The following is a 17,730-nucleotide window of genomic DNA, read 5'->3' on the forward strand; positions in this document are numbered from 1 at the left end:
AACTCATCTCAGAACAATTCACTGGAAAAATATCTTTTTCCAGATTCAATTACCCACTAAAAAACCATAGGCAAGATAAGTCATTAAAGTTTATAAGAAACACAAAATACGGTGTTTTATTGAAATTTAATCTCGATTCATAAACCTTATTCGGTTTTTTATTCCGCCTTTTAAATAAAGCCTGGTTATTTACATCTTTTTTACATTTAAGCATCCCCGTTTACCACTGGTTTGACTTCCTTTTTTCATCTCGGTTATACATTGGCCGAACGTTAACGAAATATTAACGTCACATTTGGCCGCTATGCGGCCAGACATAGGAAATAATAATAATCGGAGCAACAAGGATGTATAAAAACACAACCGCTTTATCTGTTGCGATAAGCCTTGCTTTGGGGACAGCAGCAGTTGCAGCCCCAGCAACAGCACTGGCAGAAGAGCAGCAAGTTGAAAAACTTCAAAAGATGAAAGTTACTGGTTCGCGTATCTCCACGACGGATATGGAAGGTCCTTCACCAGTTACTGTTATTAATAGTAAAGACATTGAGTCTAAAGGCTTTAACAGCGCGCAAGACGTATTGAACAGTTTGACCCAAAACACAGGTGGTGTAATGGCTCAAACAGACTCTTTCTCGTTTACACCAGCAGCGCAGTCAGTCAACTTACGTGGCCTTGGCGCGTCACGCACATTGATTCTTATTGATGGCCGTCGTCTTCCTCAATACCCGCTAGCACAAGATGGTACATCTAACTTCCAAGATATCGGCCAAATCCCTGTCGCCGCTATTGAGCGTGTTGAAGTAATGACCGACTCAGGTTCTGCTATCTACGGCTCCGACGCAATCGGTGGTGTCGTAAACTTCATTTTAAAGAAAGACTTTGATGGCGTTTCTGTAAAAGTACGCGCGGGTGACGCGACGGATGGTGGTTACCAAAATGGTCGTTTAGACGTTGTAGCTGGCAAAAACTTTGACGACAAACGTATTCTCTTCGTTGGCCAATTTGCGGGCAACGAAATGCTAAAGCAATCTGACCGAGATGATTGGGCTGGCGATGACGGTTCTAGCCGTTCTCAGCTAAGTGGCTACTCTAGCTACGGTGCAAACTTTGAAGGCGCCAACGGAACACTTCTAACACCAGCTGATGCTGGTTCTTCCTGTAAAGAAGTCGTTGGTGATGCCGCGATTGAACGAGCGGATGGAAAGTGTGGTGTTAACCGCTCTGCATACCGAACATTAAAACCAGAAAACAAACAAGTAGACCTACTTTTACGTGGTGAAATGGACATTAACGACAATGTCACTGCCATGGCAGAAGCCCGTTTTGGCTACAAGTCTACAGAATCTGAATTCGAACCTAACCCTTACAGCGTTGAAGTTGATGCCACTCACTTCCGCGGCGAAGGCGAATACACTCGCCGTATGGTCGAATTTGGACCACGCGAAAGTAACACTGAAGCCGATTCTTTTGGCTTAACCTTAGGCTTGAACGGCCTGCTTGCTGATACGTATGATTGGGACCTATCCGCTGGTTACTCTGAGCAAAGCGTTGAAACAAGCAACCCAGCAATCTTCCTAACTCTCGACCAAGCTGTACAAAATGGTGATGTCGATCTTCTAGGGCCTATCTCTCAAGACGTTGTAGACAAATACAGCGGCACTTCAAGCAAAGAAGCTTACTCAAAGCTTTACTCTGTTAACGGCTCACTGGCTGGTGATTTGGTTGAACTTCCTGCAGGTATGTCTGGCTTTGCTGTTTATGGTGAATGGAACCGTACTGACTACAATGAGACGATTGATGCGACAACAGCAGCTGGTGGTTTCTCTGGTCTAGGTGGAACATCAGGCGGCGGTGACCGCGATCAGATTGGTCTTGGTGTTGAAGCTCTTATTCCTATCATTGAAGATTTAGAAATGACTGTCGCTGGTCGTTACGACCACTACTTCGACGACTCGGCAACTGGCGGCGCATTCACTCCTAAAGTAGCCCTAGCATACCGTCCTACTGACACCCTATTGCTACGTGGTAGCTACGGTCTAGGCTTCCGAGCTCCAGACTTGAAGCGACTATTTGGTGATCAAACTCGAGGCTTTGGTTCTGGTTTTGACCCTGTGCTTTGTGCCAACGCTGGTGGTAGCGGCCCACAAGATAAAGACAAGTACCCAGAGTGTGATACTCAGTACTTCGATACGCTTAATGGCCCTAACTCTGAGCTGAAAGAAGAAACAAGTACAAACATTAACTTGGGCCTAGCGTGGGAGCCTGTGGATGATCTTGGTGTAACTGTTGACTGGTACCACATCAAGATGGAAGACGTCGTAACAGCACCAACTTACCAAGACGTAATTAACGATCCAGGTAAATACCCAGGTACTGAAGTCGTTCGTAACCCAGATGGCACCATCAAGTCGGTATCCTATGGTCCAGTGAACCAGTCGTATGAAGAGCGTTCTGGTATTGACCTAGCGATCAAATACGCATACGACACTAATGAGTTCGGTTCATTTAACACGCGTGTTGCTGTAACGAAGATCTTGATTGCTGAATATCAAGAAAACGACAGCGAGCCTGTAACGGATGAAAGAGATTTCATGCCTGAATACACCGCAACGTTAAATCTTGGCTGGGCATATGAAGATGTCGCTATCAACCTATTTGGTAAATACCGCGACCGTATGTGTTCAAGCTACGCAAACCGTTACTACTTTGATGACTGTGATTCTGCTAAAAAAGCGGGTTACAAAGCAGAAATCGCTAGTATGACAACGTGGAACCTAACGGCTTCTTACCAATTCAACGAGAGTGGTCGTGTAACTCTTGGTGCTATCAACATGTTTGACAAAGTACCGCCTGCAGATCCTCTAAGCGATACCTCTCCATTCTATGCAACTGGGTATGACGATCCAATCGGACGTCAGCTATACGTCGAGGCATCATACGACTTCTAAAAAATATTTGGCGCGGGTTTTCCGCGCCCTTTTCGACTGACTAAAACACTGACAAGGATGCAACCATGAAATTCAAGGAATTTGGTCTCAGTGCCATAGCTGCAGCATTGCTTACTATCAGTAGTAGCTCTATAGCGGCCAACTCTGGTGCTGTCGTTTCCACACAAGCAAAAGCAAATCAATCTTCAGAAGCTTCGCAACAAAAAATCGACAATTATGCCGAAAGTACTGAAGGCATGTTGGCAGAATACAAAGGCTTACTACGTCAAATCGACAGCATGAAAGTCTACAACGAGCAAATTAATCGTATGGTTCAATCACAGCAAGGTGAATTGGACTCATTAAATAACCAAATTGCTCAGATCGATCAAACGGCAACAGAAGTAGTGCCACTAACACTTAAAATGATCGATGCACTCGATGAGTTTGTGACTCTCGATCTGCCTTTCCAGAAAAAAGAACGTAATAAACGTGTCCAAGAACTTCGTCGTCTCATGGATCGCGCCGACGTAACGACTTCTGAGAAATTCCGTAAAGTGATGGAAGCCTACCAAATTGAAGAAGGCTTCTCTCGCTCAATTGAATCTTACAAAGCTAGCCTAGATAGAAATGGGGAAACCGTGACTTACGATTTCCTACGTATTGGTCGCACGGCGCTTTTATTCCAATCTCCAGACGGTGGTGAGACAGGTATGTGGAACCAACAAACACGTCAATGGGAAACATTACCGGAAAGCTACCGCATAGCGGTACAGCAAGGCCTTCGTATCGCGAAGAAGCAAGCGCCACCAGCGCTAATCAAATTGCCTGTATATGCTGGGGAGGAATAAGAGATGAAAGGATTCAAAACTCTAGCCGCTGGTCTACTAGCGAGCTTATTTATGGCTTCAGGCGTACAAGCAGAAACGCCTAAAAACCTATCTGAACTACTCAAAAACGTAAAATCAGAAAGCATCGTTGAGTCAAAAGAGAATAAAGCCCGTGAAGCTGAGTTCAAGAACAACCGAGATAAGCAAGCGGCATTATTGCAACAGGCTCGTGAAGAGCTAGCTTCACAGCAAGCACTGGGCGATCAACTTAAAGCGACATTTGATGAAAACGATAAGCAGCTGACTGAACTAACAGAAACCTTACGTGTTCGCTCTGGTACTTTGGGCGAAATGTTTGGTGTGGTCCGCCAATATGCGGGCGAGTTTAAAGGCTTATTTGCAGCCTCTCAAAACGCAGTTCAGTTCCCAGAGCGTGACGCGCTACTAACGAAACTGGCTGAAAGCAAAGAACTGCCATCAACACAAGAGCTAGAAGCATTCTGGCATACCATTCTTCAACAAGTGGTTGCCTCAGGCGAGACAGCAACAACCCAAGCCACGGTTGTTTATGGCGAAGGTAAAGAAGCGGTTCGCGATGTTACTCTTGTCGGTGAATTTAACGCGATTGCCGATGGTAAGTACGTTACTTATGTACCTCAAACAGGTAAGTTCGAAGAACTCTCTCGACAGCCTCGCACCAATATTACGCGTCATGTTGCAGGCTTTGAGTCAGCGTCAAACAGCTATGAGCCACTGTTTATTGACCCATCCCGTGGTGTAATTCTGTCTCTACTTGTACAAAGCCCTACCGTTCAAGAACGTATTGATCAAGGTGGCATTGTAGGTTACGTCATCCTTGGTATGGGTGCAGTTGGCGCTATCATTGCTCTAGTTTGCTTCCTACGCCTTCAAGTGATTGGCGGTAAAATGCGTAAGCAAGCGAAATCAGAAACCGTGATTCCTGGTAACCCTCTGGGTGAAGTTATCCAAGCTTACCAAGAGCACAAAGGTGACAACCTTGAAGATCTGGAAGCGAAACTGGACGAAATCATCCTACGTAACGCACCGAGCATTGAACGCTTTATCAGCTCAATCAAACTGTTCGCTTCTGTAGCACCACTTCTAGGTCTACTGGGTACGGTTATGGGTATGATCGGTACGTTCCAAGCAATCACACTATTTGGTACAGGTGATCCTAAGCTAATGGCTGGCGGTATCTCTGAAGCACTTGTTACTACGATGCTTGGTCTGGTTGTCGCAATTCCTCTACTGTTCCTGTACACCATCGTACACAGTAAAGGTCGTCGTTTGGTTCAAACTCTTGAAGAACAGAGTGCAGGCTTCATCGCTCGCTATCAGGAAAAACTACATAAAGCCGAAAGCTAAGGAGGCGTTATGTGGTGGTTAGTTGGAGAACTTGAATCAATTAGGCGCTTCTTGGGAATGGGTGGCGATGTACTCGTCGCCATCTTCATCCTCAGCTTTATGCTTTGGGCAGTATTGTTAGAACGTTGGTTCTATTTTGCTGCCGTCGCTCCAAAAGCCATGAAAAAAGCCGTTGGCTCATGGCAGGGGCGATCAGAGCACCAGAGCTGGAACGCTAAGATGATCCGACAAGAAATTGTTTCTCGTCAGGACATTGAGAATAAAAAGGGCCTGCCAATCGTGAAAGTGTTGATTGCGCTTTGTCCCTTACTGGGTTTGCTCGGCACCGTTGTTGGCATGATCCAAGTATTCGACATCTTAGCGGTAACAGGAACAGGAAGCCCTCGAGCAATGGCCTCGGGGATCTCAAAGGCAACAATCCCAACGTTAGCCGGGATGGTGGCTTCTCTATCAGGACTGTTCTTTAGTTCACGTCTTGATCATTTAGCCAAAGTCACAACGCAAAAGCTGGAAGATAAGCTAAAGCATATTGCCTGAGTAAATGGAATTAGAGGTATAGGTCATGAAAAGACGCTATAGCAGTGATAGCAGTGATGAAACCGCTATCGATATGACACCGATGCTCGACATCGTATTCATCATGTTGATCTTCTTTATCGTAACAACATCGTTCGTAAAAGAAGCTGGTCTAGAAGTAAACCGCCCGACGGCAAGCTCTGCGCAAACCGTGAAAAAAGGTAACATCATGGTCGCAGTTGGTGCGGCGGGTGATGTTTGGGTTGATAAACGCCGCATCGAAGTGGACGCGGTTCGCGCGAATATTGAACGTCTTCGTGCAGAAAGCCCTGATGGCGCAGTTGTTATCCAAGCCGACACAGAAGCAAATGCTGGCGTAGTCGTGAAGGTTATGGACCAGATCAAAATGGCAGGTGTAGAAAGCATCTCCATTGCCGCAACCAATAAGGATTAAGCTTATGCGGTATCTGGCCTCAATTGCACTGGCGCTCATTGTCTCCCTCGGGTTGTTCTGGGGGATGGACAAGCTAGTAAACAAAGAGCGCCACGAGTTAGTGTCGAATGATGACCTGCGTATGGTCGAGTTTATTCGCATTAAACCAGACGAAAAAATACAGGAGAAAAAACGCGAACTTCCAAAGCCACCACCGCCTAAGCGTCCGCCGCCGCCGCCAGAAATGAAAGTGACAGCGACAGTAAAACCGGTGATGGAGCAGACCCCAATGGATATGCCAAAGCTTGACCTACCCGTAAATGTTACAGGTGGTTCGGTGCTTGGACATTATAGCCAGGGTGGAGGTGCGCAACTCGCGGGTAGCGGAGGTCCAACACCTCTAGCGACATTCCAACCTCAAATGCCTAGGAAAGCTGCGAAAGCAGGAATAGAAAAAGGGGTCGTCTTATTAGAGTTTACTGTCAACGCACGTGGTGCCGTAGAGGACATCAAAGTTCTTAAAGAGCAACCACGACGCTTAGGCCTCGGTCGAGCGGCAAGAAAAACAGTCTCTAAATGGACATTTAAACCAAAATTGGTTGACGGGAAACCTGTTAGCTCGCGCCTATCGCAAGAAATAGAGTTCTCAACCAATTAAGGAGTCACGATGAAAAGTTTATGGAAAAGCAAAGTGGCTTCTTTAATTCTCTTCGTAGGAGTGGCAATGGCCGCTCCTACGATGGCAAAAGAAGCTCCTCAGTTATCAGATCGGACATTTCGAACCGTTAACAAAGTGCAAGAGTTGATCGCAACTGAAAAATATTCAGCAGCGAAAGAAAAACTAGCAAGCGCTTTAGAAAGCACAAGTTCGAAAAAATACGACCGAGCAGTTTTACTTCAGCAGACTGGCTTTTTGTATTCGCTACAAGACAATTATGTGCAAGCAGCAAAATACTTTGCCGAAGCATTACAGCTCGACGCACTTCCCGTTCCTGTTGCTCAACAAGTTCGCTACAGCTTGGCTCAGCTTTACCTAGCTGAAGAAAAGTATACGTTGTCTGTAAAAACGATGAAGGAATGGTTCAAGGTTGCAGAAACAACCAAAGAGAAGCCTCAAGCTCATGCTTATATCACGTTAGCGAGCGCTTATGTTCAGTTGGAAGATTACAAAAATGCAATCCCGCCAACCAAAAAAGCCATCGCGATGAGCAAGAGCCCAAGTGAGTCTTGGTACTTAATTCTCGTTGCATCTCACTACGAGTTAGGCCAGCTGAAAAGCGTTGCCAGTGTACTCAAAACTCTGACTTCAAAGTACCCTCAGAAAAAGCGTTACTGGATGCAACTTTCTGGTGTCTACATGGAGCTAGGTCAAGAACGCAACTCTCTAGCCACCCTAGAAATGGTTTACAAAATGGGGAAACTAGAAGGAGAGAAGGAATATTTACGCTTTGTAAACTTCTTGGCTTATCAAGGTATTCCATATAAAGCAGCCAAAACTCTTGACAAGGAAATGGCAGCTGGAAACATTGAAAAGACGAAGGAAAACTATGACCGCCTAGCCAGTTTCTGGCAGCAAGCTAAAGAGCTAGATAAATCAATTCTCGCTTATAAAAAGTCATATAACCTCGCTCCTTCTGCTAAAACGCAAATTCAGATTGCTCGCTTAATGATACAAGACAAGCAGTATTCTGAAGCAACTCGTTTTGTAGAAAGCGCGGCATCCAGTGCCTCTAAAGAGCAAAAGGCAGAACTTGAATACATTCGCGGGATGGCCTATTTCGAGCTTAAGCAACCACAAAAGGCCTTGCAGGCGATGAAAGGCGCTGCTCAATCGCCAAAATTCAGGTCAACCGTTAGCCCTTGGATAAATTTCCTAGAGTCTCAAGGATAATTCGAAGATTAAGTGTGAGTCAGTCGCACGCCTGGGGAAGTGAAAGCTTCCCCTTTTTTCCGTTTTATCTTTATTAACCCCTATTTTTAACCAGAGTCACTCACGCAAGCCAAATCGGGACTCTAAACCTAAAATCAGCACACTAAACGGTTGTAGAAATGGTTTTAATAACAGAGTGCGCGGATGGTAAGTCCTGTATCACGCTCCTTCTTCGCTGTTTAGGAACACTCTGGCGTAAGTAACTATTTCATCTGAGACGATCACAGACAGAAAGATCAACTGGTAACAAAATAGAGATCATGATACTCTTCGCCTCCATTTTTCTGGCGGGATTATCACCAATATCCACCCCTTTGGTGGTTGATTTCTCAATGCCAGTGCTATCGTTATAAGAATGTCGAACTTTCCTTCGGCACTCAATCAATCCAATCAAAAGTGGAACAGTACAATGGGCAAAGGTACTCTCTATATCGTATCTGCACCTAGCGGCGCAGGTAAATCTAGCTTGATCTCAGCGATGTTGGAACGCAACCCAACCTACGCAATGAAAGTGTCTGTGTCTCACACCACGCGCAACATGCGACCTGGTGAAGAAAATGGTGTCCACTACCATTTTGTAGCGAAAGATGAGTTTGAAGCCCTGATCGCTAAAGGTGACTTCCTAGAATACGCAGAAGTGTTTGGTAATTATTACGGCACATCTCGTGTATGGATTGAAGAAACACTAAATAAAGGTATCGACGTTTTTCTAGATATCGACTGGCAAGGCGCACGCCAAATCCGTGAACAAATGCCAGAAGCCAAAAGCATCTTCATCCTGCCACCATCAAACGGTGAGTTAGAGCGTCGCTTGAACACTCGTGGTCAAGATAGCGATGAAGTGATCGCAAAGCGTATGGCTGAAGCCAAGTCGGAAATCTCTCATTACAACGAGTACGACTACGTGATCGTAAACGACGATTTTGATACCGCTTTGATGGATTTTAAAGCTATCTTGCGTGCTGAAAGATTGAAGGAAGAAAAGCAAGCTGCTAAATATAAAGGTATGCTTGACGCGTTGTTAGCAGAGTAACTTCAAAAAAGTCACGCTGTAAAACATAAAGAATTTCCCGTTTTTTGCCCAGTGCGAAAAACACAATAAACTACCTGAGAAAGTCCACAAACGGTGGCTTGTCTAATTGCTAGTAAATAAAGTAGTTAGGTTGTATACTTTCTCGTCATTCTAAAATTTTAGTTAACTATTTGGAGTCCTCATGGCACGCGTAACTGTTCAAGACGCTGTTGAAAAAGTTGGCAACCGTTTCGACCTAGTACTGATTGCGGCTCGCCGCGCTCGTCAAATGCAAACTGGCGGTAAAGATGCACTAGTGCCAGAAGAGAACGATAAGCCAACGGTTATCGCTCTACGCGAAATCGAAGAAGGTTTAATTACTAAAGAAGTTCTAGACGCTCGTGAACGTCAAGAACAGCAAGAGCAAGAAGCGGCAGAGCTAGCGGCAGTAAGCAGCATCGCTCACAACCGTTAATTCTGACTTTAGAATTCAACAACCTCCCGGGCCTATAATTTGTATCTATTCGATAGCCTCAAAGACGTTGCCCAAGAATACCTAACAGAGCCTCAGATTGAGGCTCTGCGTCAATCTTATGTGGTAGCGAGAGATGCCCATGAAGGGCAAACCCGCTCTAGCGGTGAACCATACATCATCCACCCTGTCGCTGTGGCTCGTATCTTGGCCGAAATGCGCCTTGATATCGAAACCCTCCAAGCTGCTTTGCTGCATGACGTCATTGAAGACTGTGATGTAACTAAAGAAGATCTCGAAGAGAAATTCGGCAACACTGTCGCAGAATTGGTTGATGGTGTATCTAAACTGGACAAACTCAAATTCCGCGATAGGAAAGAGGCTCAGGCTGAGAACTTTCGTAAGATGGTTCTGGCCATGGTGCAAGATATCCGCGTCATTCTGATCAAACTGGCTGACCGCACGCACAACATGCGTACGCTTGGCGCGCTTCGACCAGATAAAAAGCGTCGTATTGCTCGTGAAACGTTAGAAATTTACGCGCCCCTCGCTCATCGTCTTGGTATTCACAATATCAAAACCGAACTCGAAGAGTTGGGCTTTGAGGCGCTATATCCCAACCGCTACCGCGTACTGAAAGAAGTGGTTAAAGCCGCACGTGGTAATCGTAAAGAGATGATCCAACGCATTCACAGCGAAATAGAAGGCCGTCTGCAAGATTTCGGCTTGAATGCTCGCGTCGTTGGTCGTGAGAAAAACCTGTTCTCTATCTATAACAAGATGAAAACCAAAGAACAGCGCTTTCACACCATCATGGATATCTATGCGTTCCGAGTCGTTGTTGATACCGCTGATACTTGTTATCGCGTTTTAGGCCAAGTACACAGCTTGTATAAGCCACGTCCTGGTCGCATGAAAGATTACATCGCGGTACCAAAGGCGAACGGCTATCAATCGCTACACACTTCCATGGTTGGCCCACACGGCGTACCTGTTGAAGTTCAGGTCCGTACTGAAGATATGGATCAAATGGCGGACAAAGGTGTCGCGGCACACTGGTCTTACAAAGACAAAGGCGACAAGTCTGGTACCACTGCGCAAGTGAAAGCTCAGCGTTGGATGCAAAGCCTGTTAGAGCTACAACAAAGCGCGGGTAACTCATTCGAATTCATTGAAAACGTAAAATCCGATCTTTTCCCAGATGAGATTTACGTCTTCACACCAAAAGGTCGTATCGTTGAATTACCTTTAGGCGCAACGGCTGTCGACTTTGCCTATGCCGTACATACCGATGTAGGCAACTCTTGTGTTGGTGCTCGTGTTGATCGTAACCCTTACCCATTGAGTAAGGCATTGAAAAACGGTCAGACGGTGGAAATTATCAGTGCCCCTGGTGCGCGTCCGAATGCGGCATGGCTAAACTATGTCGTGACTTCTCGTGCCCGCACTAAGATTCGACAAGTACTGAAAACGATGCGTCGTGAAGAGTCGATTACTTTAGGTCGTCGCCTACTTAATCACGCACTTGGCCGTCACTCGATTGATTCAATTTATCCAGAAAATATCCAAGAAGTCTTGAATGATCTTCGCCTAGAAAGCATCGATGATTTATTGGCTGCTATTGGATTGGGTGAGTTGATGAGCATTGTGATCGCACGTCGTCTCCTTGGTGATACCGAAGAGCTCACGACAACAAGCTCAATCCCAACGGACTCGAAGAAGAAGCTTCCGATTCGTGGCGCAGAAGGCTTATTGCTGACGTTTGCAAATTGTTGTCATCCTATCCCAGATGATCACATTATTGCTCACGTATCGCCTGGTCGTGGTTTGGTTGTTCACCGAGAAACATGTCCGAACGTTCGTGGTTATCAGAAAGAGCCAGACCGTTATATGGCTGTCGCTTGGTCTGAAGACTACGATAAAGAGTTCATTGCTGAACTTAAAGTCGACATGCTTAACAACCAAGGTGCTCTTGCAGAACTGACCAACGTGATCTCGAAAACAGGATCAAACATTCATGGCCTTTCAACGGAAGAACGTGATGGTCGTCTATACACTGTGACTGTGCTGTTGACGACGAAAGATCGTGTCCACCTTGCTGGTATCATGCGTAAGATTAAGGCAATGCCTCAAGCAACCCGAGTCAGACGCAGAAAGAACTAACCTCTATCGCCACCTACTCTGTTAGGTGGCGATTTTTTATACCTCAATAAATATGAACCTAGAACGTTACAACCGTATTCACCAAGTCCTAAAAACTCGCCAAACTGATCTGACACTTTGTCTCGAAGAAGTACATAAGCCAAACAACGTCTCTGCCGTGATCCGCACCGCTGACGCGACAGGCTTACACAAAGTTCACGCAATTTGGCCAGACAAAATGCGTACGCTGAGCCATACCTCAGCAGGCGCGCGTAACTGGGTTGAAGTGGATACTCACGATTCGATTGAAACTGCGATTACCGAACTCAAAGCGCAAGGTATGCAGGTTTTGGTGACCAATCTTTCGGACACCGCCGTCGATTTTCGCGAGATCGACTACACCAAACCAACGGCAATCATTTTAGGCAGCGAAAAGGTTGGCGCTTCAGAGCAAGCCAAACAGCTTGCTGATCAAGACATTATTATCCCGATGGTGGGCATGGTGCAGTCACTAAACGTATCGGTTGCCAGTGCCGTAATTTTGTATGAAGCGCAACGTCAACGTGAAGCCGCAGGCATGTACGACCGAGAAGAAAGCGCTCTGCCTAAAGAGACAATCAACCGTATTCTCTTTGAACGTGGTCACCCAGTGCTGGCAAAGGTCGCGAAACGAAAAGGGCTCGTTTACCCACCACTCGATGAAGAAGGTCAAATCATCGCCGATGACGCGTGGTGGCAAGAGATGCAAAGCAAGTAACAGACTTTCGTCATCCTGAACGGCGGCGAAGGAGCGTGGTTCAGGATCTAATTCTCAAATATACAGATGCTGATAGTGTTAACTTCAGCGACATACTTGTTGAAAATAGAATCCTGATGTCGCTAAAGCTCCTCGGAATGATAGGTTATCAGTCAAATCATGACACTAACTAAAGCATGACTATTTTTTCCTGTACAAAAACACAGCTCCATGGTTAACATACTGCTATGTTAACCATTTTCTTGAGCCCTCTATGTCCGCCCAAATGTTATCTGCCGTCCCATTAACCTCCCTTTCTGGAGTTGGCGCGAAAGTCGCAGAAAAACTCGCCAAAGTTGGCTTACATAGCGTTCAAGATTTGCTGTTTCACCTTCCGTTACGCTACGAAGATCGTACTCGTATTTACCCTATTGCCAAACTGCATGCTGGCCTTTGGGCGGCAGTGCAAGGTAAGGTCATGGCAGTCGACACCATCTTCGGTAAGCGCAAAATGCTAACGGTAAAAATCAGCGACGGTAATGGCACTATCACGCTGCGCTTTTTCAACTTTACCGCAGCCATGAAGAACAATTTCACGCAAGGTAAGTTAGTACATGCTTACGGTGAAATTAAGCGCGGTGGCATGGGTTTGGAAATTGTTCATCCTGACTACAAGTTTTACGTCAGCGAGCAAAAGCCCGATGTAGAACAGAGCTTAACTCCTGTTTATCCCACTACAGAAGGTTTACGCCAAATCACATTGCGCAACCTTACCGAACAAGCTTTAGCCCTGCTTGATAAAACCGCAGTGCAGGAATTACTTCCAGCGGGGTTGTATGACCATCAAATCACGATGTCGCAAGCGCTGCACACCATTCATCGCCCACCACCAACCATTAATTTAGATGAGTTTGACGAAGGCAAACATCCTGCCCAAATCCGCTTGATCATGGAAGAATTGCTCGCACAAAACTTATCGATGCTAGCGGTGCGTAGCAAAGGTCAGAAGGATTCAGCGCTACCTCTCGGTCCTTGTAATAAACTAAAAACGCAGCTTTTAGCCCAACTGCCTTTCTCTCCTACAAACGCTCAAACCCGAGTAGTACAAGAGATTGAAGCCGATCTAGAAAAACCGCACCCAATGATGCGATTAGTGCAAGGCGATGTTGGTTCGGGGAAAACGTTGGTTGCCGCTTTGGCCGCTGTTAGAGCCATTGAGCATGGCCATCAGGTGGCACTCATGGCGCCAACCGAACTATTGGCCGAGCAACACGCTATCAACTTCGCAAACTGGTTTGAAACAATGGGTATTCAAGTCGGTTGGTTAGCGGGCAAACTCAAAGGTAAGGCAAAGGAAGCCGAGCTGGCTCGTATTGCCAGTGGTGAAGCAAAAATGGTAGTGGGTACTCACGCGCTATTCCAAGAGCACGTTGAATTTCATCACCTTGCTTTGGTCATCATTGATGAACAGCACCGCTTCGGTGTCCATCAGCGATTAGAATTGCGTGAAAAAGGTGCAAAACAAGGCGCTTATCCACATCAGTTGATCATGACGGCGACGCCTATTCCTCGCACCTTAGCGATGACCGCTTACGCCGATCTGGAAACTTCCGTGATTGACGAGCTACCACCGGGTCGAACGCCGATTCAAACCGTTGCCATTCCAGATACAAAACGTGACGACATCGTCGAGCGTGTCCGAAATGCCTGCTTAAACGAAGGCAAGCAGGCATATTGGGTGTGTACCCTGATTGATGAGTCGGAAGTATTAGAAGCGCAAGCCGCGGCAGATACCGCAGAAGAGCTTCAACGTAAACTGCCGGACGTAAAAATTGGTCTAGTGCACGGACGAATGAAGCCGGCAGAGAAACAAGCGGTGATGCAAGATTTCAAAGACAATAAACTGCATTTGCTGGTCGCAACGACAGTGATTGAAGTTGGTGTGGATGTACCAAACTCTAGCTTGATGATCATAGAAAACCCTGAACGTCTTGGTTTGGCACAATTACACCAGTTAAGAGGTCGCGTGGGCCGAGGTTCCGTTGCTAGCCATTGTGTACTGCTGTACCACTCTCCGCTGTCAAAAACCGCGCAAAAACGTCTCGGAGTACTACGTGAAAGTAACGATGGCTTCGTCATTGCGCAGAAAGACCTAGAAATTCGTGGCCCTGGAGAACTATTGGGTACAAAGCAGACAGGTCTTGCTGATTTCAAAATCGCAGACTTAGTTCGAGATCAACGCCTGATTCCCGAAGTTCAGCGTATTGCGCGTCATATTCATGACAATTACCCGACTAACGCAACAGCGATTATCGATCGCTGGTTGGGTGAGCGGGATATTTACTCCAAAGCGTAATGATTGAAAGCGAGCCAAATGGCTCGTTTTTTAATACGCCAAAAACAAAGCAAACGTTTGCTTTTTGAGTAAATCTCTCTATAATCGCGCACAAATTTTTAAGTGTGTTAGATCACACTCCACCAACCTGAGTTGACTCTGATTAACAGCAATCACAGGTAACGACGTCAACTCCACCCTGCTCTCCCATTCAGCGAGAACTAGGGAAATATTGCGACTAGCGAGACAAACAATGACAACTTCAAACCGATCTTCGGAACTGGTCTATCAACTCAACGATCGACCACCTTTGCCTCAAACCATTTTTGCCGCACTTCAGCACTTATTGGCGATGTTCGTCGCGGTTATCACTCCGTCACTGATCATCTGTCAGTCTTTGGGTGTACTAGCAGACCAAACGAATACCATCATCAGCATGTCTTTGTTTGCGTCAGGCGTGTCTTCGTTTATTCAAATTCGCACCATTGGCCCAATTGGCTCTGGTTTGCTCTCTGTTCAAGGTACCAGCTTTAACTTTTTAGGTCCTATTATTGGAGCAGGCCTATCGCTGAAAGCCGGTGGAGCAGACATCAGCACCATGATGGCTGCCATTTTTGGTACGATTTTAGTCGCATCATTTGCAGAAATTTTCCTATCTCGCGTGTTGGAGCATGCCCGCCGAATCATCACTCCGCTTGTTTCAGGCATCGTCGTCACTCTTATCGGTCTCACACTGATTCAAGTCGGCTTAGTATCAATGGGCGGTGGCTACGCAGCATTAAATGAAGGAACCTTCGGCAGCTTAGACAAACTTGCTCTGGCTGGGACGGTACTTGGGTTAATTGTGATTTTAAACCGCTCGAAAAACCCATACATCCGTGTGGCTTCAATCGTGATTGCGATGCTAGTGGGTTACATCATGGCGTATTTTATGGGGATGGTAGATACTTCTCAGCTAGGCGCAACCGAGATCGTAGCACTGCCCGTACCAATGCAATATGGCTTATCGTTTGACTGGTCTCTGTTCATTCCGCTGGTACTGATTTTCTTTATTACCGCACTAGAGGCCATCGGTGATATTACCGCAACATCTGAAGTGTCTGGTGAGCCAGTAAAAGGCCCAGTGTACATGAAACGCATTAAGGGCGGTGTGTTAGCAGACGGCTTAAACTCTGCAATCGCAGCCGTTTTCAACAGCTTCCCGAACTCAACGTTTAGCCAGAATAACGGCATCATCATGCTAACAGGAGTCGCGAGCCGCTACGTGGGTTACTTTATTTCTGGCATGTTAGTGATTCTTGGCTTGTTTCCTGGCGTCGCTAGCTTTGTTCAGCTGATTCCTGAGCCAGTACTTGGCGGCGCAACGATTGTCATGTTTGGTACGATTGCTGCCGCTGGTGTGCGTATTATCTCTCGTGTTGAGCTCGATCGCCGCGCAATTCTGATCATGGCCTTATCCTTCTCAATGGGACTTGGTATCGCACAAAAACCAGAGATCCTGCAATTTATGCCAGAATTTATTAAGAGTATTTTCTCAACTGGTGTTGCAGCAGGTGGCATCACAGCGATCATTTTAAATCTACTTCTGCCAGAGAAACTGGAAGACGAAGATGAACTTCCTCAGGAAGTGAAAGAGTCTTAAGATTATTGAGAATAAGAAAAGCCCAACCTATTTAGGTTGGGCTTTTTGTTTAAAGGGTGCAGGCCATCGACTTACTTGGTAGGAAAGCTGATTTGAGCGATTAAACCGCCTTCACTACGATTACGCATCACCACAGAGCCTGAATGTTGGCTGATTATACGCTTCACAATCGCCAACCCTAGCCCAGTGCCTTCACTACCGCGAGCGGTGTCACCACGCGTAAAGGGTTCAAATAACCTCGCGATTTGGGAATGCTCGATACCCGGTCCGTTGTCCTCTACTGAAATCCACACTAGCTGCTTATCTGCTGTCACACCAGTGCTGATTTTGACCCAGCCATTGCCATAACGTAGCGCATTCACAACTAAGTTACTGATCGCCCGCTTAATCGCAATCGCGCTTCCTTTGGCTGGCGGCAAGTTAAGATTAAGATCTGTTTCAATTTCAACCTCATAACCACCTTCAGAACTGGCGACGTCACTGGCAATCGTACTGATATCAACCGCTTCAAACGATTCTTGGTTCACCGGTTTGAGATAATCCATAAACTGACTGATGATCTCATTACATTCTTCCGTATCGCTAATGATCCCCTCCGCAAGATAGCTGTCCTCAGGAGACATCATTTCTGTCGCTAGGCGAATACGCGTCAGAGGCGTTCGTAAGTCATGGCTAATCCCCGCCATTAATAAGGCTCGGTCTTCTTCTAGCTCTTGAATACCTTTCGACATTTGATTAAAGGCTCGAGTTACAGAGCGAATCTCCGATGCGCCTTTCTCTGCTAAGGGGGGCGGGATCTCACCTCGACCGACGTCTTTCGCGGCTCTCTCTAAAGCCAAAAGTGGACGGTTTTGCAAACGAATAAACAACCAACCACCTGCAATGATCAGCAGCGCCATAATCAAACTGTTACGAAACAGCGGTGCAAAATCTTCTTCTTGCAGCTCAGATAACGGAATACGAATGATGGAGTTCGGCAACTTTTCGATGTGCATCCACAAAATGTAACTTTCATCGCCAAGCAATAAGCGTACTTCTGTAGGCGAACCCAGCTCTTGGCTCATTTCTTCAGACATCAAATCAATCGACATTGCGTGATGAAATTCAATCGCCTTATCGCTGTCAAGGCTGTGAACCGTCACCCCTAATCTTTCTAATAATTGACGCCTTAACGGTGCATCAGACTTTAAAGGTCCTTCATCATCAAGCACCAAATTGAGCTCATGGGCGAGAATTTTATTGAACTGCTGCAAACTCGGCATCAACGCGTAGTTAAAAACGGCGTAGTAAGAGAAAACTTGGCTCGCGAGAAGCAAAGAGATGAACAGCAGAATAGATTGTGTCAGTGAACTTCGGATGCGCATGGAAC

General features: G+C 46.2%; 14 protein-coding genes. 13 read left to right on the forward strand and 1 reads right to left on the reverse strand.

The annotated features are described in order from the left end of the window. Nucleotides 1-347: 347 nt before the first annotated feature. The 13 genes from R8N47_RS13910 (at nt 348) to R8N47_RS13970 (ending at nt 16,361) form a co-directional block, all read left to right on the forward strand. Nucleotides 348-2,948: a TonB-dependent receptor plug domain-containing protein gene (locus tag R8N47_RS13910; protein ID WP_017634998.1), complete on the forward strand. Its 2,601-nt coding sequence runs from the start codon at nt 348-350 to the stop codon at nt 2,946-2,948. A 65-nt stretch (nt 2,949-3,013) separates the two neighbouring features. Further along, nucleotides 3,014-3,778, forward strand: coding sequence for a DUF3450 domain-containing protein (locus R8N47_RS13915; RefSeq protein WP_005379365.1), 765 nt, complete (start codon nt 3,014-3,016; stop codon nt 3,776-3,778). A 3-nt stretch (nt 3,779-3,781) separates the two neighbouring features. Continuing rightward, entirely contained in the window at nt 3,782-5,143 is a 1,362-nt protein-coding gene (locus R8N47_RS13920) for a MotA/TolQ/ExbB proton channel family protein (protein WP_017634999.1), read from the forward strand. A gap of 9 nt (nt 5,144-5,152) precedes the next feature. Next, nucleotides 5,153-5,680: a MotA/TolQ/ExbB proton channel family protein gene (locus R8N47_RS13925; protein ID WP_005379363.1), complete on the forward strand. Its 528-nt coding sequence runs from the start codon at nt 5,153-5,155 to the stop codon at nt 5,678-5,680. Between the two features lie 25 nt (nt 5,681-5,705). Next, nucleotides 5,706-6,113 (forward strand): ExbD/TolR family protein, encoded by a 408-nt coding sequence (locus tag R8N47_RS13930; RefSeq protein ID WP_005379359.1) that lies wholly within the window; start codon nt 5,706-5,708, stop codon nt 6,111-6,113. A 4-nt stretch (nt 6,114-6,117) separates the two neighbouring features. After that, a complete protein-coding gene (locus tag R8N47_RS13935; RefSeq protein ID WP_005379353.1) occupies nt 6,118-6,750 on the forward strand; it encodes an energy transducer TonB in 633 nt (210 codons plus the stop codon). A gap of 9 nt (nt 6,751-6,759) precedes the next feature. Continuing rightward, nucleotides 6,760-7,983: a tetratricopeptide repeat protein gene (locus R8N47_RS13940; protein WP_064376868.1), complete on the forward strand. Its 1,224-nt coding sequence runs from the start codon at nt 6,760-6,762 to the stop codon at nt 7,981-7,983. Nucleotides 7,984-8,431: 448 nt separating this feature from the next. After that, on the forward strand, nt 8,432-9,055 hold the full coding sequence (gmk, locus tag R8N47_RS13945; protein WP_005379347.1) for a guanylate kinase: 624 nt from the start codon (nt 8,432-8,434) through the stop codon (nt 9,053-9,055). 181 nt (nt 9,056-9,236) lie between these two features. Further along, nucleotides 9,237-9,509, forward strand: a complete 273-nt coding sequence (rpoZ, locus tag R8N47_RS13950; RefSeq protein WP_005379346.1) for a DNA-directed RNA polymerase subunit omega — start codon at nt 9,237-9,239, stop codon at nt 9,507-9,509. 39 nt (nt 9,510-9,548) lie between these two features. Beyond that, a complete protein-coding gene (spoT, locus tag R8N47_RS13955; protein WP_225452384.1) occupies nt 9,549-11,669 on the forward strand; it encodes a bifunctional GTP diphosphokinase/guanosine-3',5'-bis pyrophosphate 3'-pyrophosphohydrolase in 2,121 nt (706 codons plus the stop codon). Nucleotides 11,670-11,721: 52 nt separating this feature from the next. After that, nucleotides 11,722-12,405 (forward strand): tRNA (guanosine(18)-2'-O)-methyltransferase TrmH, encoded by a 684-nt coding sequence (trmH, locus tag R8N47_RS13960; protein ID WP_017820702.1) that lies wholly within the window; start codon nt 11,722-11,724, stop codon nt 12,403-12,405. Nucleotides 12,406-12,658: 253 nt separating this feature from the next. Continuing rightward, on the forward strand, nt 12,659-14,740 hold the full coding sequence (gene recG, locus R8N47_RS13965; protein ID WP_225452383.1) for an ATP-dependent DNA helicase RecG: 2,082 nt from the start codon (nt 12,659-12,661) through the stop codon (nt 14,738-14,740). Nucleotides 14,741-14,972: 232 nt separating this feature from the next. Further along, complete coding sequence (locus R8N47_RS13970) at nt 14,973-16,361, forward strand: uracil-xanthine permease family protein (RefSeq protein ID WP_318070298.1); 1,389 nt, start codon at nt 14,973-14,975, stop codon at nt 16,359-16,361. Nucleotides 16,362-16,432: 71 nt separating this feature from the next. Here the strand turns inward: R8N47_RS13970 and envZ are convergent, their stop codons facing one another. Continuing rightward, on the reverse strand, nt 16,433-17,725 hold the full coding sequence (gene envZ, locus R8N47_RS13975; RefSeq protein ID WP_017820700.1) for a two-component system sensor histidine kinase EnvZ: 1,293 nt from the start codon (nt 17,723-17,725) through the stop codon (nt 16,433-16,435). Nucleotides 17,726-17,730 lie beyond the last annotated feature (5 nt).

The organism is Vibrio sp. 2132-1 (genome assembly GCF_033344315.1).